19 protein-coding genes and 1 tRNA gene are annotated in these 22,844 nt (G+C 34.3%); 17 read left to right on the forward strand and 3 right to left on the reverse strand.

Annotation, left to right across the window (positions count from 1 at the left end):
* Positions 1-60 precede the first annotated feature (60 nt).
* Positions 61-1,272: a MalY/PatB family protein gene (locus C7958_RS03580; protein WP_111571305.1), complete on the forward strand. Its 1,212-nt coding sequence runs from the start codon at positions 61-63 to the stop codon at positions 1,270-1,272.
* A gap of 47 nt (positions 1,273-1,319) precedes the next feature.
* Entirely contained in the window at positions 1,320-2,540 is a 1,221-nt protein-coding gene (locus C7958_RS03585; RefSeq protein WP_111571306.1) for an NAD(P)/FAD-dependent oxidoreductase, read from the forward strand.
* A gap of 74 nt (positions 2,541-2,614) precedes the next feature.
* Here the strand turns inward: C7958_RS03585 and C7958_RS03590 are convergent, their stop codons facing one another.
* A complete protein-coding gene (locus C7958_RS03590; RefSeq protein ID WP_111571307.1) occupies positions 2,615-2,962 on the reverse strand; it encodes a YlbF family regulator in 348 nt (115 codons plus the stop codon).
* A gap of 118 nt (positions 2,963-3,080) precedes the next feature.
* Between C7958_RS03590 and C7958_RS03595 the strand changes: the two genes are divergently transcribed.
* Both C7958_RS03595 and C7958_RS03600 read left to right on the forward strand, forming a co-directional pair.
* Complete coding sequence (locus tag C7958_RS03595) at positions 3,081-4,268, forward strand: FAD-dependent oxidoreductase (RefSeq protein WP_111571308.1); 1,188 nt, start codon at positions 3,081-3,083, stop codon at positions 4,266-4,268.
* Positions 4,269-4,425: 157 nt separating this feature from the next.
* Positions 4,426-4,707, forward strand: a complete 282-nt coding sequence (locus tag C7958_RS03600; RefSeq protein WP_111571309.1) for an acylphosphatase — start codon at positions 4,426-4,428, stop codon at positions 4,705-4,707.
* Between the two features lie 202 nt (positions 4,708-4,909).
* Here the strand turns inward: C7958_RS03600 and C7958_RS03605 are convergent, their stop codons facing one another.
* A complete protein-coding gene (locus tag C7958_RS03605) occupies positions 4,910-6,277 on the reverse strand; it encodes an IS1380 family transposase (protein ID WP_111571310.1) in 1,368 nt (455 codons plus the stop codon).
* Positions 6,278-6,522: 245 nt separating this feature from the next.
* Here C7958_RS03605 and pncA point away from each other — a divergent pair, with 245 nt between their 5' ends.
* From pncA to C7958_RS03670, 13 genes are all read left to right on the forward strand, one after another.
* Positions 6,523-7,119 (forward strand): bifunctional nicotinamidase/pyrazinamidase, encoded by a 597-nt coding sequence (pncA, locus tag C7958_RS03610; protein ID WP_111571311.1) that lies wholly within the window; start codon positions 6,523-6,525, stop codon positions 7,117-7,119.
* Between the two features lie 100 nt (positions 7,120-7,219).
* Positions 7,220-8,359, forward strand: coding sequence for a THUMP domain-containing class I SAM-dependent RNA methyltransferase (locus tag C7958_RS03615; RefSeq protein ID WP_111571312.1), 1,140 nt, complete (start codon positions 7,220-7,222; stop codon positions 8,357-8,359).
* Between the two features lie 10 nt (positions 8,360-8,369).
* Positions 8,370-9,305, forward strand: a complete 936-nt coding sequence (locus C7958_RS03620) for a DMT family transporter (RefSeq protein ID WP_111571393.1) — start codon at positions 8,370-8,372, stop codon at positions 9,303-9,305.
* The gene (locus tag C7958_RS03625) at positions 9,292-10,305 is read left to right on the forward strand and encodes an aspartate-semialdehyde dehydrogenase (protein ID WP_111571313.1); all 1,014 of its coding nucleotides are present in this window, start codon (positions 9,292-9,294) and stop codon (positions 10,303-10,305) included. The genes C7958_RS03620 and C7958_RS03625 overlap by 14 nt, the downstream gene beginning before the upstream one ends.
* A gap of 225 nt (positions 10,306-10,530) precedes the next feature.
* On the forward strand, positions 10,531-12,207 hold the full coding sequence (locus tag C7958_RS03630) for a ribonuclease J (RefSeq protein ID WP_111571314.1): 1,677 nt from the start codon (positions 10,531-10,533) through the stop codon (positions 12,205-12,207).
* A gap of 102 nt (positions 12,208-12,309) precedes the next feature.
* Positions 12,310-13,086 (forward strand): undecaprenyl-diphosphate phosphatase, encoded by a 777-nt coding sequence (locus C7958_RS03635; protein ID WP_111571315.1) that lies wholly within the window; start codon positions 12,310-12,312, stop codon positions 13,084-13,086.
* A 52-nt stretch (positions 13,087-13,138) separates the two neighbouring features.
* The gene (locus C7958_RS03640; RefSeq protein ID WP_111571316.1) at positions 13,139-15,496 is read left to right on the forward strand and encodes an FtsK/SpoIIIE family DNA translocase; all 2,358 of its coding nucleotides are present in this window, start codon (positions 13,139-13,141) and stop codon (positions 15,494-15,496) included.
* Positions 15,497-15,585: 89 nt separating this feature from the next.
* Positions 15,586-16,317 carry a GntR family transcriptional regulator gene (locus tag C7958_RS03645; RefSeq protein WP_111571317.1) on the forward strand — a complete coding sequence of 244 codons (732 nt, stop codon included), beginning with the start codon at positions 15,586-15,588 and terminating at the stop codon, positions 16,315-16,317.
* 150 nt (positions 16,318-16,467) lie between these two features.
* Positions 16,468-17,550 (forward strand): BMP family lipoprotein, encoded by a 1,083-nt coding sequence (locus C7958_RS03650; RefSeq protein WP_111571318.1) that lies wholly within the window; start codon positions 16,468-16,470, stop codon positions 17,548-17,550.
* 89 nt (positions 17,551-17,639) lie between these two features.
* Positions 17,640-19,184 carry an ABC transporter ATP-binding protein gene (locus tag C7958_RS03655; RefSeq protein ID WP_111571319.1) on the forward strand — a complete coding sequence of 515 codons (1,545 nt, stop codon included), beginning with the start codon at positions 17,640-17,642 and terminating at the stop codon, positions 19,182-19,184.
* Entirely contained in the window at positions 19,168-20,289 is a 1,122-nt protein-coding gene (locus tag C7958_RS03660) for an ABC transporter permease (RefSeq protein WP_243834231.1), read from the forward strand. Before C7958_RS03655 ends, C7958_RS03660 begins: the two co-directional genes overlap by 17 nt.
* A complete protein-coding gene (locus tag C7958_RS03665) occupies positions 20,289-21,188 on the forward strand; it encodes an ABC transporter permease (RefSeq protein ID WP_111571321.1) in 900 nt (299 codons plus the stop codon). Before C7958_RS03660 ends, C7958_RS03665 begins: the two co-directional genes overlap by 1 nt.
* Before the next feature lie 244 nt (positions 21,189-21,432).
* Positions 21,433-22,671: a helix-turn-helix domain-containing protein gene (locus C7958_RS03670; RefSeq protein ID WP_243834236.1), complete on the forward strand. Its 1,239-nt coding sequence runs from the start codon at positions 21,433-21,435 to the stop codon at positions 22,669-22,671.
* 81 nt (positions 22,672-22,752) lie between these two features.
* Here C7958_RS03670 and C7958_RS03675 read toward each other — a convergent pair.
* Positions 22,753-22,837 (reverse strand) — tRNA-Tyr (locus C7958_RS03675).
* Between the last annotated feature and the right edge of the window lie 7 nt (positions 22,838-22,844).

Here is a 22,844-nt window from a genome sequence, read left to right on the forward strand (position 1 = left end):
TATATTAGCAGTTTATGAAATATAATATTCTACGAGTTTATTTTATAAGGAGGAAATAGAGTGAGCAATTTTGAATTCTCAAACTTAGAAAATAGAAATAACACCATGGCAACTAAATGGGATAAAAGAGAAGAAATTTTTGGCAGCCGGGATATTTTACCGATGTGGGTAGCTGATTCTGACTGGCAGACAGCTCCGGCAGTAAAGAAAAGAATGCAGGAGAAAGTCGAAGAAGGTATTTTTGGCTACAGTTTTGCCGATCAGAGTATTTATCAGGCGGTTCAGAACTGGCTGCAGCGGAGATTTGATTTAGCTATAAAAAAAGACTGGCTTATTTTTGATACCGGAGTGGTACCGGCTATTAATTTCACTCTTAAAGCAATTACAGAGACTGGTGATGCAGTAATTGTTCAGCCTCCGGTCTACAGACCTTTTTATGGAGCAGTCAAAAATAATAACTGTCAGCTGCTTAAAAATGAGCTGATTAAAAAAAATAATCACTATCAGATGGATTTAGATGCTTTGGAACAGCAGATAAAGGAATCCAATCAGCAGGGAAAACAGGTCAAAGCTATGATTTTTTGCAGTCCCCATAATCCTGTGGGGCGTGTCTGGCAGGAAAATGAATTGCTTGAGCTGCTGCGCTTATTAAAAAAAGAAGATATTTATCTTTTGAGTGATGAAATTCATTTAGATTTGATTTTTCCAGGATATCAGCACACACCAGTTTTAAAGCTGCTTTTAGCAAGAGATGAATTTAAAGATTATCGTAAAAAAGTTATTTCTTTGATGGCAGCCAGCAAAACTTTTAATATTGCAGGTCTTCATACATCCTATACTATTATTGAATCTAAAGAACTTCGTGTTTCCTATCAAAAGGCAAAAGAGGGTTTGGCAACAGGTAACAGCCCCTTTGGACTGCTGGCTTTAAAGTCAGCTTATAATCAGGGTGAAGAATGGCTGCAAGCCCAGCTTAAGTATTTAGAAGCAAACTATAAATTTCTGCAGCAGTATATTAAGGAAAATATTCCCCAAATTAAGGTGACAGAAGAAGAGGGTACATATTTAATCTGGCTGGACTGTTCTCAGTTGGGTTTTGAAAATGATGATCAGTTAGTAGAATTTATGAATAAAAAAGCAAAGGTCGGGCTTAATCCGGGCCGCTGGTTTGGAGATGCAGGTTCAATGCATATGCGCTTAAATATTGCCTGTCCCCGCCAGAGATTAAAAGAGGGATTAAAGAGAATCAAAAAGGCTGTAGATAGTTTATAAAGTTAAAACAGATTGCAACAAATGATTTGAAGAAAGGAAGTTTTAATTTGAATAAAGTTATTGTAATTGGTGGTGGCCCGGCAGGCATGATGGCTGCTCTAGAGGCTGCTATAAATGAGAATCAAGTTCTTTTGATTGAAAAAAATAAAAATCTGGGTAAAAAGCTACTGATTACCGGTAAAGGCCGCTGTAATTTAACTAATTACTCAGATATGAACCAGCATATCAAAAATATAGTTGATAATCCAGATTTTATGTACAGTTCACTGGCGGAGTTTGATGCCTACAGCCTTTATTATTTTTTTGAAGAGCTGGGGCTGCCTTTGAAAATTGAAAGAGGAGATAGAGTTTTTCCTAAATCAAACCGATCTCAGGATGTGCTAAAAGTATTACAAAAAGAATTATTTGAACATAATGTTGAACTAATTCAGGATCAGGTAGTTGAAATTTTAGTTAAGGATCAAAAAGTAAGGGGAGTAAAATTAAAATATCAGGGCCAGCTTGAAGCAGAAAAGATAATCCTGGCAGCGGGCGGAAGTTCTTATCCTCAGACTGGTTCAGACGGGAGTGGATTTAAACTGGCTCAGGAAACTGGACATAAAATAATTGAGCCAGAACCCGGTCTCTGCGGTTTAAAAACAAAAGAAGACTGGATTTATGAGGCACAGGGACTTAAATTGAAATATGTTAGTTTAAAATTATTAAAAAAGGGCGAAGAAGTTTTTAGCGAGTTTGGAGACTTAGAGATTAGAGATAAATATTTGGATGGACCGATAATTATTTCTGCTTCAATGCACATAGATCAAAATCCAGAAGCTTATCAATTAGAAATTGATCTAAAACCAGCCCTTGATTATCAGACCTTAGATCAGAGAATTTTACGAGATTTTAATAAATATAGCAATAAGTATTTTGGCAACAGTCTGAGTGATTTACTGCCCCAGAAACTAATTCCAATAATCTTAAAGCTTTCTTCTATAGATTATGATAAAACAGTAAACCAGATTACTGCAGAGGAAAGAGAAGAACTGGTATACTTATTAAAGAAATTAAAAATGAATATTGAGGCTAAAAAAGATTTTAAAAGAGCAATAATAACCAGAGGTGGAGTTAGTACTGAAGATATTGATCCTCAAACCATGGAATCTAAATTAGTTAATAATTTATATTTTGCTGGAGAGATAATTGATCTGGGAGCTATGACAGGTGGTTATAATTTGCAGATTGCATTTTCTACTGGCTATAAAGCAGGAAATAATTTAAGTTAAATTAAATAGAAAAAAACCGCAGCCAGCTGACTGCGGTTCTCTTTTGCTTCAATTATTTCGAATTTTATAAGAAATTACTCAGCTTCTTCTTCCTCACCCTGAAGTTTTTGAGTGATTACCTGATTTACAGAGTTCATCAGCTGATTAAAGTGATTTTGAGCTTCGTAGAATTCAGAGATTTTATCATTTTGCTTCATTTTTTGTTCCATCATCTGTAATTCCTGCTTCTTTTCGTCACTAACTTCCTGACCATTCTGCTGCATCATCTGTACCTGCTGATATTTAGCATTGAGATTATCAAGCATTGACTTTGCATCTTCATCTTCAACCATAATTTCTTCTTTTTCTTTTAATTCCTGAAATTCCTGTGATTCAACAATTGCATTTGCAAGATCTTCCGCATATTCCATAACTGTTGCCATTTAATTTCACCTCATTAAAGTATTTTCGTTATTTTTCTATAATTTCTAATAACCAATATTTATGTTAACATCCACTACAACTTATGTCAAATGAGATTAGTAATAGGGGGAATTTATTATGTCAAAAGAGTTAAAGATTGAGGTTTATTCTAAAGATTGGTGCCCATACTGTAAAAAGGCTAAAGCTTTTTTAAAAAGTAAGGGGCTAAGTTTTACTGAGATTGATATTAATCAGGGAGATAATTATGAGGTGATGCAGGAAAGAACCGGAAATAAAACAGTACCTCAAATTATCATTAATAATCAGAGTCTGGGTGGTTATGATGACATTATTAACTTAGAAAAAAAGGGGAAGTTTAATCCACTCATTGGACGAGAAGTAAAAGATCACTCAACTAAAGAATGGGAACTGATCATTTTAGGTGCAGGCCCTGCTGCTTTAAATGCAGCTTTATATGCTGTCCGTAAAGGAATTGATCTGCTGCTTTTAACAAAGGATATTGGGGGACAGGTAATTAACACCAATGAAATTGATAATTATCTTGGTAAAGCAGAAACAACCGGGGCTCAATTGATTTATGATTTCTGGGATCATATTGCTAAATATGAGATAAAAACAGCAATTGGAGAAGAAGCTGTAGAAATTGGAAGCAAGAATGGAAAAAAGGTAATTAAAACTGATAATAATAAAGAATATGTAACTGAGTCAGTAATAATAGCCACTGGTGCTCAAAAAAGACACCTGGGTCTGAAACAGGAATATGTTTTAAGTGGCAAGGGGGTTCATTATTGTGCCAGCTGTGATGCTTTCCTCTATAAAGGTCAGCCAACTGCTGTAGTTGGTGGTGGGAATTCTGGTCTGGAAGCTGCCATTGATCTGGCCAATATTGATTCTCAGGTAGATCTAATCGAAATTCAGGATAAACTGATGGGAGATGAGTATCTGCAGGATAGAGTAAGGAATAATGAAAAGATTACTGTCCATACTTCAACTAAAGTCAGCAAGATTAGGGGAGAAGATAAATTAGAATCAGTGGTAATCAAAAATGTTAAAGATGATTCTACAGAAGAACTTAAGATTAACGGTTTATTTATTGAAATTGGACTGATAGCAAACAGTGATTTTGTTAAAGATTTAGTGGAAAGAAATGAAGCTAAAGAAATTATTATTAACGATAGAAATGAAACTGGTGTTGAAGGAATTTGGGCTGCTGGAGATGTAACCAACATTATTGACAAACAGATCATTACCTCAGCTGCAGAAGGAGCAAAAGCTGCCTTAAGAGTGAATCAGTATTTAGGTTAATTAAAGTTTGAGTTGTAAGATAAAGAGATATCAGCTAAAAATGAAATGATAAGGGCCATTTCTAATAATAAGAGGTGGCTCTCACTACTTAAACAAAAAAGAAATTTGCCAGATATTATAATACTATGTATAATATAAACAAATGGAGGTGTTTATAATGGCTGCAGAAAAAGTTCAGAAGCATATTTATATCTCAGGTAGAGTTCAGGGAGTAGGATTTAGAGCTTTTATTCGTGAGCAGGCAGCTGTTTTAGATATAAAGGGATGGGCCAAGAATCTGACAGATGGTAGAGTAGAAGTGGTGATTCAGGGTCAAAAAAATAATATCAAACAGATGATTTTAAAATTGAAAGAAGGACCTTCCTTTGCCCGGGTAGATGATTTTGAAATTAATGATGAAAAAGTTGATAATTATAAGGATTTTGAAATAAGATTTTAACTTGAATTCGGCAAGTAAAAAGTTAAAGTAGTTCTTTTTAGATTTTTGCCGTTAAAAAATCATTTCAATCTATTAAAATTAAATATTTAGTCTTAATTTAGATAACCAGTTAAATAATTTATCCAGCTCCCAGATTTTAGACGCACTTAACTAAACTATGGTTTTCATAGCTTAAAAATTAGTCTAAACTGTACTGGTGGTTTTAATTTAGGACCACCTTCTTTCTAAAATCTGTTAGTGCTTTTCTAAGATATTTAATTGTTTTTTCCAGCAGTTTATTTGGAGCAAAGCGGATGTGTTTGTACCAGCCGCTGCCGCAGATATTACCTGCTGTTTTGTAAAATATTCTTCTGATTGTGTTTATCTCATGGTGGTGCATACTTTCAGGTAAGAAAGTTCTTTTAAACCAGTTATTAAGGTTAAAAGCTATCATTTTAATCAGTAAATACAGCTCATTACATTTGCGGTTAATCTGAGTGTTCTGGTCAAAGGCAAACCCTTCTTTCAGCTCATCAATCTTGTTTTCAATATTACAGCGTTGGTTGTAGTCATTAAATATTTCTTCAGCTGTTAGATAGTCAACATTAGTAACGATGGCCTGATATTCATAGGTGAATTCTTCAAAAAGAAGCTGACCATTTTTGTTGCTTTTTGGTAATGATTTTTTGATTAAAACAAATCTACGCTCTCTATCCCAGCTTTTTAGTGGGACTCTAATTTCTGTAACACTAAATGTGTTATCAATTTTGACCCAGGGATATTGGTCTGGATTTTCATTGACATAATCAATAATTTTTTTGACACCATTTTGCATTTTAGCTTTGATCACATATTCGATACCGTTATCTTCACAGTATCTAAAGTTTTTCTGGTCAAAGAAACCTCTATCTGCTCTGATTCTTTTTAGATACCAGGTTTTAGGTAAAGTCTCAATACAGGATTCTAAGAAACTAAGAAATTCATGGTTGCTGTGATGAGTCCCTTCTTCCAGTGTCAGGTTAAGTAGTTCATCAGTCTTAGAAATGATACCAACTTTCTCTTTAAAAGATGGTCTGCCCTTATATCTTGGATTATATCCATTTGCAGAACCTTCCTGATTACCAAAAACGGTACAGACTGTATCGTCAAAGTCGAGTATCACTTCTTTAGCAGGCTGTGTTTTAGCAATTGTTGCAAGAAGGCTCTTGTTAAGCTCTCTTAGTTCATTTACACTTTCTTCAGGAAGAGCTTTTAAAAGATCACGACATACTTTTTCACTGGGAACATTAAAATCTTTGATTTTTAAATATCCTGCATCTTCTCTAAGATTTTCATAGTGAGAAAAGCGGGAATAGCCTAGAATAGATGCATCAACCATAAAATCAATGATATCAGCAGGCTGATAAGTTGCGTTAGCTGCTTTTTGATAGCTAATATTATCTGAGATTAGAGATTTAAAATCTATACAGGATTTAGCAGCTTCCAGATAAGAAAAAGCTGGGAAACTGGACACTGTATCACTATCAAATTTAGCTGGAATATTTAATTTGTTAAAACTATTTATTTTATTGTTGTTTTGTGGTAAACTCATATCAGAATCTCCTTTTTGGTTTTGGTATGGTTTTTGTGCTAAAAACATTTTACCACAAACCTTAAGGGAGATTCTATTTTTTTTATTCAAAAAAATTTGAACTAGATTTACTGTTTAAAGACTATCATAACTGAATTCGGTATTTTTACTTGCCGAATTCAAGTTTAATTTATTTTAATAGAAGAAAAAATTAAACTTTACTGTTAGATTAATCCTGGTCTTAAAAGAATTAAGAGGTGATCAAAATGGCAAAAGCCTTATTAGTTGTTGATCTGCAGAATGATTTTTACGAAGAGGGAGCACTAGCAGTCCCCAATGCATCAGAAATTAATGATCAAGTTAATCAGCTGTTGGAATCTGATCAATATAAAATTATTGTTGGTTCTCAGGACTGGCACCCAGATTCTCATTTGAGTTTTGCCTCAAATCATAATAAGGAACCATTTTCTGAATATAGTGATCAGCAGGGATTGGGGCCAGTATTGTGGCCTGATCACTGTGTGCAGCAGTCTGAAGGAGCAGAATTTAATCCAGAAATTAAGACAGTAAACTTTGATTATATCCTGCGTAAAGGAACAGATAAAAAAGTGGATAGCTATTCTGCTTTTCAGGATAATGATGGCACAGATCTGGGACTGGCAGGATTGCTAAAATCATTGGAGATTGAGGAAATAGATATCGTGGGTCTGGCCTTTGATGTCTGTGTTAAATATACAGCTCAGGATAGTGCAAAAAACGGTTTTAAAACTAATGTTATTTTAGAAGGTACCAGAGCTGTTAATCCAGATGATATTGAACAGGTAAAGTCAGATTTAAAGAATGTTGGAGTAAATTTTAAATAAGTTTTTTTGAATTTAATTATTCAGTTATCATTTTAAATATCTAAATTGTAATTTAATTAGAGGCTAAATAGTAGTCGGAGAATAAAAGGAGAGAATTTTTTTGGATAAAATAGAAATTATGGCAACCAGTACCTTTGGTATGGAAGCCCTGGTAAAAAAAGAAATAAATGATTTAGGTTATGAAATTACAGAAGTTAAAAATGGCAGGATCACATTTTTAGGGGATCTGCAGGCGATTGCAGAAGCAAACCTCTGGCTCAGAACAGCAGAAAGAGTTTTAGTTAAGATTGGAGATTTTATGGCTCGTGATTTTGATGAACTTTATGATGGAGTTAAAAATTTAGACTGGCCCCAGTGGCTGCCTCAAGATGCAGAATTTCCAGTCAGTGCTAAATCAATAGACTCCCAGTTAAGCAGTGTACCAACCTGTCAATCTGTAACAAAAAAAGCAGTTGTGGACAGAATGAAAAAAGAGTATGGAATAGAGTGGTTTAATGAAGATGGCCCGCTTTATCCAATAGAGCTTGCTTTATATAAGGATAGAGCAATTTTGACTATCGATAGTTCTGGAACTGGACTTCATAAAAGAGGCTACAGGGAACTGTCAGTTACCGCACCAATACAGGAAACTATAGCGGCCGGTATGGTTTATCTCAGCCGCTGGGATAAAGATAGGATTTTAATTGATCCCTTTTGTGGTTCCGGAACTATTTTAATTGAGGCAGCCATGATGGCCAAAAATCAGGCTCCTGGCTTAAAAAGAAAGTTTAATTCTGAAAAATGGCCGCTATTTCAAGATTTCGAATGGCCTAAGGCCCGGGTGGAAGCTAAAAAAGCTAAAAAGATTAATGTAGAACCCCGTCTGATTATGGGTTATGATCAGGACCCTGAGGTAATTAGTATTGCCCGTTATCATGCACAGCAGGCTGGAGTAGATGATATTATTCATTTTCAGGAACAGGAGTTTAAAGATTTTTCAACCAACCGCAAATATGGATATATAATAACCAATCCTCCCTATGGAGAACGGATGGGGGAAAAAGAAGAAGTAGAAGAGTTATATAGAGAGATGGGGAAAAAGTTTTTAAAGCTTGAGACCTGGTCCTACTATATTATTACCTCTCATTCTAAATTTGAAAAGCTCTTTGGTAAAGAGGCCAGTAAAAGAAGAAAATTATACAATGGTGGGGTAGAGACTCAGTTTTATCAATATTATGGCCCCTGGCCGCCAAAGAATTGAGGAAGTTAAAGTGCTTAAATTTAAAAAGTATTCTCCTTATCTTGCTGGTTTAGTTTTTAGTTCAATATTTGGCTTTTCGTTTTTATTTACCAAGGAGGGACTGGAGCTGATGTCTCCATTCCACTTACTTGGTTTTCGTTTTGCAATTGCTTTTCTCTGCTTGAGTATTTTAAGATTAACTGGTATAATAAAAATCAATTTGAAAGGTAAAAACTTAAAAAAGTTATTTCTTTTAGCTTTATTTCAGCCTGGTATTTATTTTATCTGTGAAACTACAGGTATGTTATATACAACCTCTTCTGAGGCCGGGATGATGATTGCTTTAATTCCGATAGCCGTTACCATACTTGCGGCTTTGTTTTTAAATGAAAAACCTACTTTTATTCAGAGTATCTTTGTAGCTTTATCAGTAGGTGGAGCCTTTTTTATTATTTTAAATAGAGGTGCAAGTTCGATTGCCGGCAATTTCCTTGGTTTAATTTTGCTGGGAGTAGCTGTTATTGCAGCTGGTTTTTATAATATAATATCCAGGCAGCTTTCTTTAGAATTCAAACCAGTAGAGATTACATATGTGATGATGGGTTTTGGAGCTTTACTTTTTAATCTGATAGCAATTTATAGAAAAGATTTTGCCTTTGGCAGTTATTTAAACTTGTTTACAAATACTGATGTTTTAATTACAGTTGGTTATTTAGGAATTTTTTCTTCCGTGGTAGCCTTTTTTATGATGAATTATACTCTTTCTAAAATTACCGCTGCAGAATCAGCTGTGTTTGCAAATTTAACTACAGTTGTTTCTATAATTGCCGGGGTTGTATTTAGAAATGAGCCATTTTTTAAATTTCAAGTAGTTGGAGCAGTATTAATTATAATTGGTGTCTGGGGAACAAATTACTTTGGACGCCCTGTAGTAGAGAAAGGAGAAGAAATTTATGAAAAAGTATAATGTAGCAGTAGTAGGTGCAACAGGTTTAGTAGGTAGAGAAATGCTTAAAATATTAAGTCAGAGGAATTTTCCTCTTGGTCAGCTTAAGCTGATTGCTTCTGAGCGTTCTGAAGGTAAAAAAATTCAATTTGAAGATAGAGAATTAACTGTGGAATCTGTAAAAGAAGGGACCTTTGAGGGGATAGATATTGCCCTGTTTTCTGCAGGTAGTGGAGTTTCCAAGGAGGTGGCACCCCAGGTAAAAAAAGCAGGCGGAATAGTAATCGATAACAGTAATGCTTTTAGAATGGATCCGGATGCTCCTTTAGTTGTGCCTGAGGTTAATGGTGAAGATTTAAAAGAACATCAGCAGATTATTGCCAATCCCAACTGTTCAACCATTCAGATGGTAATGCTTTTAAAACCACTGGCTGAAAAATATGGTCTTAAGAGGCTGGTGATTAATACCTATCAGGCAGTTTCTGGAGCAGGTAAAAAAGCTGTTGATGAGTTAATTGACCAGACTAAAGCCTATTTAAGTCAAGAAGAAATAAAAAATGAAAACTTTAACCACCAGATTGCCTTTAATGCAATTCCTCAAATTGATGTCTTTCTGGATAATGATTACACTAAAGAAGAAATGAAAATGGTTAATGAAACACATAAAATTTTACATGATCCTGATTTATCAATAACTGCTACCTGTGTTCGGATACCTGTGATCTTTGGTCATGGTGAATCACTAAATATTGAATTAAATAAAGACTTTAAAGTGGAAGCAGTTAAGCAATTATTTACTCAAACTAAAAATGTAGAGGTAGTAGATCAACCTGCAGCGGAAAAATATCCAATGCAGATTGATACAGAAGATAATGATAATGTTTTAGTAGGGAGAATCAGAAGAGATAATTCTGTAGAGAATGGACTTAATCTCTGGCTGACTGCTAATAATTTACGCAAAGGAGCTGCTTTAAATGCAGTCCAGATTGCTGAATATTTAATTGAAAATAATTTAGTCTAAAAATTATAAATGCTTAATTCTGCTTGTTTTTTATTTAAATACTATGTATAATAGTATTAACGCTTTGGAACGGGTTTCTTATTTTTACTGATTTACAGGCAGGATTAGGCTATTTTTTTGTGTTCAATTTTTTAAAGAAAGTAAGGAAGATTTTGTTTTAAAAAAATAAAAAGTAAAGAATGACAGTTTTGTTTTAAAATACTATGGAGGTGTTTTGTTTTTTAAATGAAGGATAACAATAAAATAAAAAATGTTTCAATGACTACACTGGGTGGAGTCGGAGAAATCGGAAAGAATATGTGGGTTCTGGAAATTGATGGTGAGATGTTGATAATTGATTCGGGAGTAAAATTTCCAGAAAATGATTTACTTGGAATAGACCTGGTAATTCCTGATTATGATTATGTAATTAAGAACAAGGATAAAATTAATGGAATTGTCTTAACACATGGTCATTTAGATCATATTGGTGGTTTACCTTATCTGTTAAAAGAAATTAACGCTCCAATTTATGGGACTAAATTAACTCTGGGGCTTTTAGAAGGAAATTTAAAGGAACACAAATTACTAAAAGATACCAGATTAAAAGTGGTTCATTCAGGTAAGAAATATCAGGTTGGAAATTTTGGAGTTGAGTTTGTGCGTGTTAATCACAGTATCGCTGATACCTGTGCTCTGGCAATTGAAACTCCTCTGGGTACTATAGTCTATGCCAGTGACTTTAAGTTTGATCAGACTCCAATCGATGGAGAAGTTGCTGATTTTCATAAACTGGCTGAATTAGGAGATAGTGAGGAAGGTGTGCTGGCTCTGTTTTCGGATAGTACCAATGTTGAACGCGAAGGTTATACCCTTTCCGAAAAAGTTGTAGGAGAGACTGTGGATGAAATATTTAGAGGTGCCAGAGAAAGAATTATTATTGCAACCTTTGCTTCAAATATTCACAGAGTTCAACAGGTTGTAGATGCAGCCTTTAAATATAACCGCAAGATTGCTTTTACAGGCCGCAGTATGATCAACAATGTGGATATAGCTCGCAGACTTGGCTATCTACAGGTTCCTGATGATATGATTGTTGATATTAGGGATTGTTCGGACCTACCTGACAGTAAAGTAGCTTTACTGACAACTGGAAGTCAGGGAGAGCCCTATGCAGCTCTAACCAGGATGGCCCGGGGAGATCATTATCACATTAACATTAAAGATGGAGATACTGTAATGATATCTGCTTCTGCAATACCCGGAAATGAGAAATTTGTGGGTCAAACTATTAACAAACTTTATCGCAGAGGAGCCAATGTAATTTACGAAGATGTTTCTGGAGTTCATGTATCAGGTCATGCCAGTCAGGAAGAATTAAAGTTAATGCTGAATCTGGTAAAACCAAAATACTTTGTTCCTGTTCACGGAGAGTACAGACATTTATATAAACATGCCGATCTGGCTGAGAAAAATGGTATTCCTCGTGAAAATATTTATATTGCTGATGTTGGTGACAGAATCAAATTCAGTGATGAAAAAGTGGAAAAGGACTACAATGTTCAATCCGGAGATGTCTTGATTGATGGACTGGGTATTGGTGATGTTGGTAATATTGTTTTAAGGGATAGAAAATTATTATCTGAAGATGGAATTATTATAGTTGTAGTTACAATTGATAAACATGGTAATATACTGGTTGGCCCAGATATTATTACCCGGGGATTTGTCTATATCAGAGAATCTGAAGAATTAATTGAAGCTGCAACCAAGAGAGTAGAGGATGCGCTTAAAGACTGTGAAGAGAATAATGTAACCGAATGGTCAGTGCTCAAAAACACTATCCGCAACTCACTCAATAATTATATATATCAAAAAATAAAAAGAAATCCAATGATTTTACCTGTAATTATGGAAGTATAGAAACTAAGCTTAAATTAACCAGCTGTGTAAAAGCAGCTGGTTTTAAATTTGAACATATGTTTCAGAGTGTGCTATAATAAAAAGAAGGAGGGGAAATTAAAATTGAATAGTTTTCAGGCAGTTTTTTTGGGCTTAATTCAGGGTTTGACAGAATTTATACCGGTCAGCAGTTCCGGTCATTTAGTAATTGCTCAGTATTTTTTAAATATTAAGGAAGATCAGGTATTATTCAATGTTATATTACATATTGGTACTTTAATCCCGATTTTTATTATTTTCTGGCAGGATATCAAGGATATGATTTTATTTAAAAAAGAAAAAAGGAAAGAAACTTTTTATATTTTACTGGCAATAATTCCGACAGGAGTTATTGGAGTCTTATTTGAAGATTTTTTTGAAAATCTATTCTCCAATGCATATTTAACAGCTTTAATGCTGATTGTGACTGGTTTAATTTTATATATTACGGAAAAAATTGATGATGGCTTACTGGAAGTAGAAGAACTCAAATTCTGGCAGCCTTTACTGGTAGGTCTTGCTCAGGGAGGGGCTATTATCCCTGGTATTTCACGTTCTGGTACTACAATTGCAGCCTCTTTATTTCAGGGGTTAAATAGAGAAGCAGCAGCCAGATTTTCATTTTTGATGTCAATACCGGTAATCGGTGGAGCTGGTTTTTTACAGTTTTTAAATGTGTTGGAAAGTGGAACTTTTAATCTGGATCTAAAAATTGTGTTTTTAGGATTTTTTTCAGCTGTTATTTCCGGATATTTTGCGATTAAAATTTTATTGAAAGTGCTGGCAGAAAAAAAATTAAATTATTTTAGTTATTATTGCTGGCTAATAGCAGCAGTAGTTATTTTTATTAATCTGACTTAGTCAGAGTTTGGTAAAACTTTTATTAATAGTTACCATAGGAGGAGGGGCAGAGATGAGTAAGCAAAAAAATGATCCCAAACTAGAGAAAAGAAAAAATGAAATACTGGGACTCTTTTTAATTACCTTTGCTGCAATCAGTTATTTTGCAATTTTTAGTAATTCTGCAGGTTTATTGGGCAATTATATCAGTAACGCCTATTATTTTTTAGTGGGAAGTGGCAGCTATCTTCTGCCTCTTTTATTTGTTTACTGGGGAATTCAATTAATTAGATCGAAAAAAATTAGTTTAACAGCCAGATTTTTAGGATTATTATTATCTTTTATTGCAATTATTTCGATTATAAATTTAAATGATGGCGGCAGTTTTTTTCTAAATACACCTCAGAATGCAGCTGGAGGAATAATTGGAGGAGCTATTAGTTATTTTCTGACAGAATTATTTGCTGTTAATGGAGCTTATATTATCCTATCAGTACTTTTATTAACTGGTATTCTTTTATTATTTGATTTATTTTTACATAATATTTTTAGTAAAACTAAGGAGCAAATTTTAGCATTTAGAGAATCTTTGTTAAATTTAAAAGATGAAATCATTAGTTTTTTCGGCAGTTTTTCTTTTGGTAGATTTAATATCTTTGCAAAAATCAAGGACAGCAGAGCTGCCAGAAAAGAAAAAAAGAAAATTAAGAAACAGAAAAAACTTTCAGAAAATAATGCTGCTGAAAATGATGTGGTTTCTGGAGCCAGAGAAGATAAAGAGGCTAATAATAATTATGAAAATTTAGAAGCTGAAAAGACAGGTTCTAAAACAAATAAAAAGCAAGCTGAGAAAAATTATACTCAAGCAGAAACGAAAAAGAAGCAAATTAAAAATGTTACAGAAAAAAATGAGGATAACAAAGAAATAACAGAGGATTTTGACATTACTAAGGATCAATCCAAAAATGTTAAAGACCAGGGAGAAAAACACGGAGACTACACTCTCCCGGGTATTTCTTTATTAAATGACTCCGGAAAAAAGAAGGTTAAACTGGCAAATAAAAGTGAATTATTAGAAGAAACTTTAAGCAGTTTTGGAGTAGAAGCGAAAGTGATTAATGTCAATCATGGTCCGACAATCACCCGCTATGAAGTACAGCCAGCAACAGGAGTAAAAGTCAGTAAAATAGTAAATTTATCTGATGATATAGCTCTTGCTCTGGCAGCAAAAGATGTCAGGATTGAAGCTCCCATTCCTGGTAAAGCAGCAGTTGGAATTGAAGTTCCCCACGGTAATGATATTACAGTCTCTTTTAGAGATGTAATTGTTTCTGAAGAATTTCAGAAAGCAGAAGCTAAACTGACACTTGCTTTAGGTAAAGGAATAGATGGAGATACTGCAGTCTTTAATCTGGCAAAAATGCCTCATTTATTGGTGGCAGGAGCAACTGGTTCTGGTAAAAGTGTCTGTATTAATACTTTAATCAGCAGTATCCTTTATCGGGCAACTCCAGAAGAAGTTAAATTACTGCTGGTAGACCCTAAAAAAGTTGAATTGAATATCTATCAGGGCTTACCTCATTTAATTACTCCGGTTGTGACTGATCCTAAAAAAGCTGCAAATGTTTTAAAACTGGTGGTAGAAGAAATGGAAGACCGCTATGATCGCTTTTCTGAAACTGGAAGCCGGGGGATTGATTCCTATAATAAACAGGTAGATGATCCGGAGGATAAGATGCCCTATATAGTTGTAGTTATTGATGAGTTATCTGATTTAATGATGGTTGCTGCTAATGAAGTAGAAGATAATATCTGCCGTCTGGCACAAATGTCAAGAGCAGCAGGTATTCATTTAATTATAGCAACTCAGAGGCCATCTGTAGATGTAATTACTGGTTTGATTAAGGCAAATATTCCAAGTAGAATTTCTTTTGCAGTATCTTCGGCAACCGATTCGCGTACCATATTAGATATGGGTGGAGCTGAGAAATTATTAGGAAAAGGTGATATGCTTTTCGCACCTGTAGGGATGCAGAAACCGCAGCGGATACAGGGAGCATTTTTAACAGATCGGGAAATTACTGAGATTACTTCCTTTGTTAAAAAACAGGCTACAGCAGAATATAAAATTGAAAAAGATGATATCAAAGAGGTAGAACTATCAATTGATGATGAACAGGATGAGTTATACGAAGAAGCTGTAAAACTTGTGGTTAAATATAGAGCTTCAATTTCTATGCTGCAGAGAAGGCTGCATATTGGCCATTCCAGAGCGGCAAGATTAATTGATACTATGGAAGAAGATGGCATTGTAGGACCCTATGCTGGCAGTAAGCCGCGAGAAGTTTTAGTAGAAGAGGAAGATCTAGAAGCAATATTAAACGGTGAATTTGAAGAAGAAGCTCAAAAAGATGAAACTGAAAACAGTTAAAATCTTGACAAAAAATTTGAATTGTGATACTATTTAGTTAGTTGTCAGACAGGTAAGACGTCTGAAGAAAGGAGGAGGGATTTAGAGAGTTGGACATCTTAAAACATGATAAGCGGCCTCTTTATTTAAAAATTAAAGAGCATATTGAAAACTTAATTGATCAGGAAATTTATGAAGCAGGTGATAAACTACCCTCTGAGACAGCTTTTGCTAAAGAACTTGATGTCAGCAGAGCTAGTCTAAGAGAAGCCCTCCGAGTTTTAGAAAAAGAGGGTAAGATTATTAAAAGTCAGGGAGTGGGAACCTTTGTTTCAAAACCAATTCCACGTTTCAAAAGGGGAATCGAAGAACTTTTTAGTGTAACTGATACAATAAAAAAAGAGGGGTTCACACCCGGAACAATAGGTTTAGAAGTTGAGAAAGAAAAGATTGATAAACATCTTGCTCTAAAAATGAACATTAAAGAAGACGAAAAAATACTAAAAATACAGCGGATCAGGACTGCAGATGACAAGGCTGTTGTTTTTTGTATTGATTATTTAAACATCAATATCTTCCCAATTGACATTAATGACGATTTTAGTCATTCACTTTTTGATTTACTGGAAAACAAATATGACCTTAAAATCAAATATGCGGTGACAAAAATTATTCCGGTTACGGCCAGAGAAAGATTAATGGAAAAATTGAATGTAAAGAAATACAGTCCAATCTTACTTTTAGAACAGATGCACTATGATGATCAGGAAAGATTGTTTCTGTATTCCAAGAATTATTTTCGAAGTGATCAATTTCAATTTAAGGTTTTAAGGAGCAGATAATTTATTTAAAATTTTTAATATAATTAATCTTGGAATAATTGTCTGAGATTGAAATGCTTTTTGTTGCAAATATAATATAAAAATGTTATATTATAAATGTAATTCACAAATTTTGGTACCATTAAAAAAATATAAGAGGGGGTCATTATTTTGAAAAAAGTTATTAGTTTAACTATCGTTTTTGCCTTTGTTATGATGGTGGTTTTTGCAGCAGTTCCTGCAGCTGCACAGGACACTAGAGTTGGTATTGTTCTTTCTACTGGTGGTCTTGGAGATCTTTCTTTTAATGATGCAGCTTACCGCGGTTTACAGCGAGCAGAAAAAGAATTAGGAATTTCTTTTGATTACATTGAACCTGCAGATCCTTCTGAAGATCAAACAGCGTTACGTCGTTTTGCTTCTCGTGGATATGATTTAGTAATAGGTGTAGGTTTCCAGATGGCTGACAGTCTACAAACTGTTGCAGCTGAATATCCAGAGACTAAATTTGCACATGTAGATCAGGCGTTTGAGGATGTTCCTGATAATATTGTTACCTTAAACTTTGCTGAATGGGAAGGTTCATTTCTGGCTGGTGCTTTAGCAGCCTTAACCAGTGAAAGTGGTAATGTTGGATTTGTTGGTGGAGTAGACTTTTCATTAATTCACCGTTTTGAAGGTGGATTTTACCAGGGTGCAAGATATATTAATCCTGATATTGAATTTCAGACAAGATATGCTGATGACTTTGGAGATCCTGCCAGAGGTCGTGAGATTGCACTTGGTATGATTGATGATGGTGCAGATGTAATTTATCACGCTGCTGGCGGTACAGGTTCTGGAGTTTTCCAGGCAGCTGAAGAAGAAGATATTTATGCAATTGGTGTGGATTCAAATCAGAACTATGTTGCACCAGGTTATGTTATTGCAAGTATGCTTAAAAAGGTAGATAATGCTGTATTTGATACAGTAAAATCTGTAGTAGAAGATGATTATCAGGGTGGTAATAATCTATACTTTACATTAGCTGATGGTGGTGTTGATCTAACCAGTATGACTGAAGTTGGACAGCCTGTAATGGATGCTTTAGATAATGGAACTATTACTGAAGCTGAGTTAGAAGCTATTAAAGAGATGAAGGAAAATGTTACTTCTCCTCACGCTGATCGGATAGCTGAAATTAAAGAAATGATCGTCAATGATGAAATTGATGTAGAAAATTGGGGAGAAACTGGCAGACCTGATAACCTTTAATTATTAGCACAACTTATATTTAATTTAAAGGGCTCTGCTTTTTTAGCAGAGCCTAATTAATTTCTAGTATATTTTAGGGAGGAATAATCATGCCCAGGGAAGATAATTATATTTTAGATATGCAGAATATAACTAAAATATTTCCAGGTGTAAAAGCAAATGATAATGTTAATTTATCAATTGAAGAGGGTGAAATCCATGCTCTTGTTGGAGAAAATGGTGCAGGAAAAACAACTTTAATGAATGTTTTATATGGACTTTATGATCCCGATGGTGGTCAGGTGTTTTATGAAGGGGAAAAAGTAAATTTAAATGGGCCTCAGGATGCAATTGATTTAGGGATTGGAATGGTGCATCAGCATTTTATGTTAGTAGATCCCTTAACTGTGACTGAGAATATTATTCTTGGTAGCGAACCGCGTAGTGGTCTGATGTTAGATCAAAAAACAGCGAAAAGAGAAGTTGAAGAAATTTCTGATAAATATGGACTTTTTGTGGATCCTGGCGCAAAAATACAGGATATTTCTGTTGGGATGCAGCAGCGAGTTGAAATTATTAAAACTTTATATAGAGGTGCAGAACTTTTAATTTTTGATGAACCAACTGCTGTTTTAACTCCCCAGGAGATTGATGAATTATTTGAAATATTTAGGTCTTTAAAAGAACAGGGTAAAACTATAATTTTTATTACTCATAAACTTAAAGAGGTTAAAGAAATTTCTGATAGAATTACAGTTTTACGTTCAGGTAAAAGTATTGATACTGTAAAAACAGAAGATGTTAGTGAGGAAGATGTAGCTGAGTTAATGGTCGGTAGGCAGGTTTTATTAGAGGTAGAAAAAACTGAAGCTAAACCTGGCTCAGAAATATTTAGCGTTGAAAATTTAAAAGTTAAAGATAATCGCGGTATTCCGGCAGTAAAAGATATATCATTATCAGTTAGAAAAGGAGAAATTCTTGGTATTGCCGGTGTAGAAGGTAATGGTCAATCTGAACTTATTGAAGCTATAACTGGTCTTCGCGATATTGAAAGTGGAAAAATCAAACTTAGAGATAAGAATGTCAGTAATTATAATGCCCGACAGATTAAAAGAGAAAAAGTAGCTCACATACCAGAGGATAGGCAAAGACGAGGTCTAATTATGGATTTTGACCTTAAGGAAAATATTATTCTAGGATATCATGATTTAGAACCATTTTCTAAAAATGGAATTATGAAGTATGATAATATAGCACAGTATACACAGGATTTAATAGAAAAGTATGATGTTCGCGGTGGTGGTATGGAAGCACAGGCTAAAAATTTATCGGGTGGTAATCAGCAGAAACTTATTGTTGCCAGAGAATTTTCTCATGATCCTGAATTTTTAATTGCTTCTCAACCTACTCGTGGAGTAGATGTTGGGTCTATTGAATTTATCCATAAACAGATTATTGACAGAAGAGATGAAGGAGCAGGAGTATTACTTGTTTCTGCAGAACTAAGTGAGGTATTATCTTTGAGTGATAGAATTGCAGTTATTTTTGAAGGGAAAATTGTCGATATTTTGAATGCTTCAGAAACTGATGAAAGAGAACTTGGTAAATTAATGACAGGTTCTAAAGCTGAAACAGGAGGTGAGATCATTGAATAAATATTCAAACAAAATAAGATCTATATTAATTGATTTGGGATTATCTTTATTATCAATAATTGTTGCATTAATTGTAGGTACATTATTTATTTATTTAACTGATAAATCACCGATAGACGCCTATTCTGCTTTATATATAGGTGCCTTTGGAAGTTTTAGAGCGATAGCAAACACATTATGGCGCTCGACCCCATTAATTTTAACTGGATTGGCTGTAGCTCTACCTTTTAGAGCAGGCTTATTTAATATTGGAGCAGAAGGACAGCTTTTAATGGGAGGATTTACGGCAGGAGTTGTCGGTTTTTATTTCACTTCTTTACCCACATTTATCCATCTGCCTTTTGCTATTATAGCAGGAATGTTTGTTGGTGGACTCTGGGGAGGTTTACCTGGTTTATTAAAGGCTAAAATGGATGTACATGAAGTTATTGCAACTATCATGTTAAACCATATTGCTATTGCCCTGACTATCAATTATGGTATTAACATCTTTAGAGATACAGGGCGTCCTGCTACTCCAAAAATAATGGAATCTGCATCGATGTTTAACTTTAAAAATATTATGGATTACCCGCTATTATCTAATCTTCCTTTTGCTGAGTTATTTGCTCAGCCAGCAATCAGACTTCATATAAACTTTTTTCTAGCTCTTATAGCAGCTGTTATTTTATGGTATTTATTATTTAAAACAACACTTGGTTATGAAATGAGAGCTGTTGGATTTAATCCAGATGGCGCAGAATATGGTGGTATTAATGCCAGTAAGGGTATTATAACAGCTATGTTTATTAGTGGTGCTGTTGCAGGTCTGGCTGGAGTTGGTGAAGTTTTAGGAACCCATTTAAGTTTTATTAATGGTATGGATGCTGGATACGGTTTTACCGGAATTGCGGTTGCTTTGATTGGCCAGACTCATCCAATTGGAGTTATTTTAGGTGGTCTTTTATTTGGAGCTCTAGCACAGGGTGGTCTGGAAATGCAGTTTTCAGGTATTCCGTCTGAAATCGTAATGTTAATTCAGGCTTTAGTAATTTTCTTTGTTGCAGCCCTCCAGGTCTTTAAAGTATATCTTGCCAAAAGAAAAGCAAAAGGAGGGGTTGAATAATGGATATTTTGAGACAAATATTTTCTTTATCTTTAATTCTTGCCAGTTTTCGTTTTGCTACTCCTTTAATTTTAGCAGCTTTAGGAGGTATTTTTTCTGAGAGATCTGGTGTAGTTAATATTGCTTTAGAAGGTATGATGCTTATTGGTGCTTTTGCAGCAGTTTATGGTAGTGCCAGCACAGGTAATCCCTGGATTGGTGTTTTATATTCAATGATTGCTGGCCTTTCATTTGCGGCGATTTTAGCACTTGTTTGTGTAACCTTTAAGGCTAATCAAATTGTTGTTGCGACCGGTATTAACATTTTTGCTTCAGGTATTACGATTTTTTTGCTGCAGGTATTATTTGGTGTAAAAGGAACTTCACCAATTGTAAATAGATTACCCGCATTTAGAGTCTTAGGTGTTAGATTTAATCCTATTACCTATATTGCTTTAATCTTAGTCCCTGTTGTCTGGTTTATTTTCTTTAAAACCCACTGGGGTCTAAGAATTAGATCAATTGGTGAACATCCAGCAGCAGCGGATACTTTAGGTATCAACGTTAATAGATGGAGATTTGTCAGTGTTTTAATTAGTGGTGTTCTGGCTGGATTAGCAGGAGCACATTTATCAATCGGTGATGGTAGTGCTTTTGTTAGAGAAATGTCTGCTGGACGGGGATTTATTGCGCTGGCAGCTATGATTTTTGGTAAATGGCATCCTTTTGGTGCGTTTGGAGCTGCAATGTTATTTGGTTTTGCAGAAGCAATTGCAGTTCGGGTAGATTTTCCTTTTATACCTTCAGAGCTAATTAGTGCAATACCATATGTGCTTACTTTAGTTGTATTGGCTGGCTTCTTCGGCAAATCAACCCCACCGGCAGCTTCAGGTGAGCCATATTATAAAGGTGAGAAATAAAAAATATTTAATCTAATATTGATTTAATTAAGGACAGCATATATATGCTGTCCTTAATTTTTTAGCTGAAATTTATAAGTAACTTTGAATTATTTTAATAAAAACAAAAAAATGTCCTAAAACAATTAAATAAATCATAAAAGTGTGTTATAATAAGAATTAGTGATTTTATAAGCTTGAAATTATGAGAGATCTTTATATAAATTTTACTGTGCCATTAAAGGGGGACAATAAATTGGAAGAAATGGAACTTGAACTTGGTTCACTGCTTAAAAAGGCAAGAGAAGAAAAGGGCTTAAACCTTGATGATATACAGGAAGAAACAAAAATCCGAAAAAAATATTTAGAAGCAATAGAAGAGAATAACTTTGATGTTCTACCTGGAAGAGTATATTTAAAAGTTTTTATTAAGGGCTATGCTAGAGAAGTTGGCTTAAATTATCAGGACTTACTTAAAAAATACGAAATATTAAACATAAAAGAGGAAAAAGAAAGTAATTTACAAAAAGATTATTTAAATGGAACTAAAGTACCTTCTGGTTCAAATAATAATGACCGTAAAAAGCCTTTTAAAATTATTTTTATTATATTATTAATACTATTTTTGGGAGCAGCCGCTGTTTATACTTTTCAGTATTTTAATAATTCAGAGATTCGATTATTAAATCAGCAGAGCAGTGAAAATATTGAAGAAGAATCACAACTTCTAGAAATTGAAGAAAATGAGGATCTGGAAACTATTCCTGAAAATGAGGAAGAAACTCCAGCAGCAGAAGAAAATGGTGCTGTTAATTCATTAAATATTTCTGATAATGATTTAAATTTATCTGAGAATGAAAGTGATAATTTGCTAGATTCTTTTGATTCAGATGTGCTTACAGAAGAAAATACAGAAATTATTGATCAGAATAATTTTGATGAACCTGAAGCCCTTGATTCTCAGGAGCAAAATCAGATTAGCGAAATAATTATTTCAGAGGAGTTTAATAATCAGCAGGAAACTGAAGATAATGACCAGGGAACTAATGATCAAGAAACTGCAGCTGTTGAAGGGCAGGATTCTGCTCAATCTGACAATTCTCAAATAAATGATGATAACATTCAGTCCAGAGATCAATCATCAGCCGAGGCTGCTAATTCAGTAAATGGAGAAGGCAGTTCAGCAACTGAGGCTGATGAAGAAGAATCAGCAAATCAAGAAGAAGTGGTTCTAGATAATAATATAGAGATTTCTGCAAGTGATACTGTCTGGATAACTGTGGAGCTTGATGGAGAAAATTCTTTTAGTGGGATTTTAGAAGCTGGAGATCAGCAGAGCTTTGAATTAGAGGATAGATTATATATCAAAATTGGTAATGGAAGTGCTATAACAGCTGAAATGGCTGGAGAAAGCTATGGACCCTGGGCTGGAGATGGAGAGATAGCAGAAGTTGAGTTTTTAAATGAAGGTGAAGAAATTATAATTAACAATCTTAGAGATTAGTTTATTATTTTAAAGAGCAGTTTTATTCAATAATAATAAAAAAAACACCCGTTAAAAAACGGGTGTTTTAAATATTCATAATGGTGGAGGGGAAAGGATTTGAACCTTTGTAGGCATCGCCGGCAGATTTACAGTCTGCTCCCTTTAACCACTCGGGCACCCCTCCATATTTA

It is taken from the genome of Halanaerobium saccharolyticum, assembly GCF_003259895.1.
GTDB lineage: Bacteria > Bacillota > Halanaerobiia > Halanaerobiales > Halanaerobiaceae > Halanaerobium > Halanaerobium saccharolyticum_A.

Bases quoted from the DNA above. Each gene is read 5' to 3' on its own strand.
- C7958_RS03590 (WP_111571307.1), bottom strand. From the start codon at position 2,962: ATGGCAACAGTTATGGAATATGCGGAAGATCTTGCAAATGCAATTGTT.
- C7958_RS03595 (WP_111571308.1), top strand. From the start codon at position 3,081: ATGTCAAAAGAGTTAAAGATTGAGGTTTATTCTAAAGATTGGTGCCCA.
- C7958_RS03600 (WP_111571309.1), top strand. From the start codon at position 4,426: ATGGCTGCAGAAAAAGTTCAGAAGCATATTTATATCTCAGGTAGAGTT.
- C7958_RS03605 (WP_111571310.1), bottom strand. From the start codon at position 6,277: ATGAGTTTACCACAAAACAACAATAAAATAAATAGTTTTAACAAATTA.
- pncA (WP_111571311.1), top strand. From the start codon at position 6,523: ATGGCAAAAGCCTTATTAGTTGTTGATCTGCAGAATGATTTTTACGAA.
- C7958_RS03625 (WP_111571313.1), top strand. From the start codon at position 9,292: ATGAAAAAGTATAATGTAGCAGTAGTAGGTGCAACAGGTTTAGTAGGT.
- C7958_RS03630 (WP_111571314.1), top strand. From the start codon at position 10,531: ATGAAGGATAACAATAAAATAAAAAATGTTTCAATGACTACACTGGGT.
- C7958_RS03640 (WP_111571316.1), top strand. From the start codon at position 13,139: ATGAGTAAGCAAAAAAATGATCCCAAACTAGAGAAAAGAAAAAATGAA.
- C7958_RS03655 (WP_111571319.1), top strand. From the start codon at position 17,640: ATGCCCAGGGAAGATAATTATATTTTAGATATGCAGAATATAACTAAA.
- C7958_RS03665 (WP_111571321.1), top strand. From the start codon at position 20,289: ATGGATATTTTGAGACAAATATTTTCTTTATCTTTAATTCTTGCCAGT.
- C7958_RS03670 (WP_243834236.1), top strand. From the start codon at position 21,433: ATGGAACTTGAACTTGGTTCACTGCTTAAAAAGGCAAGAGAAGAAAAG.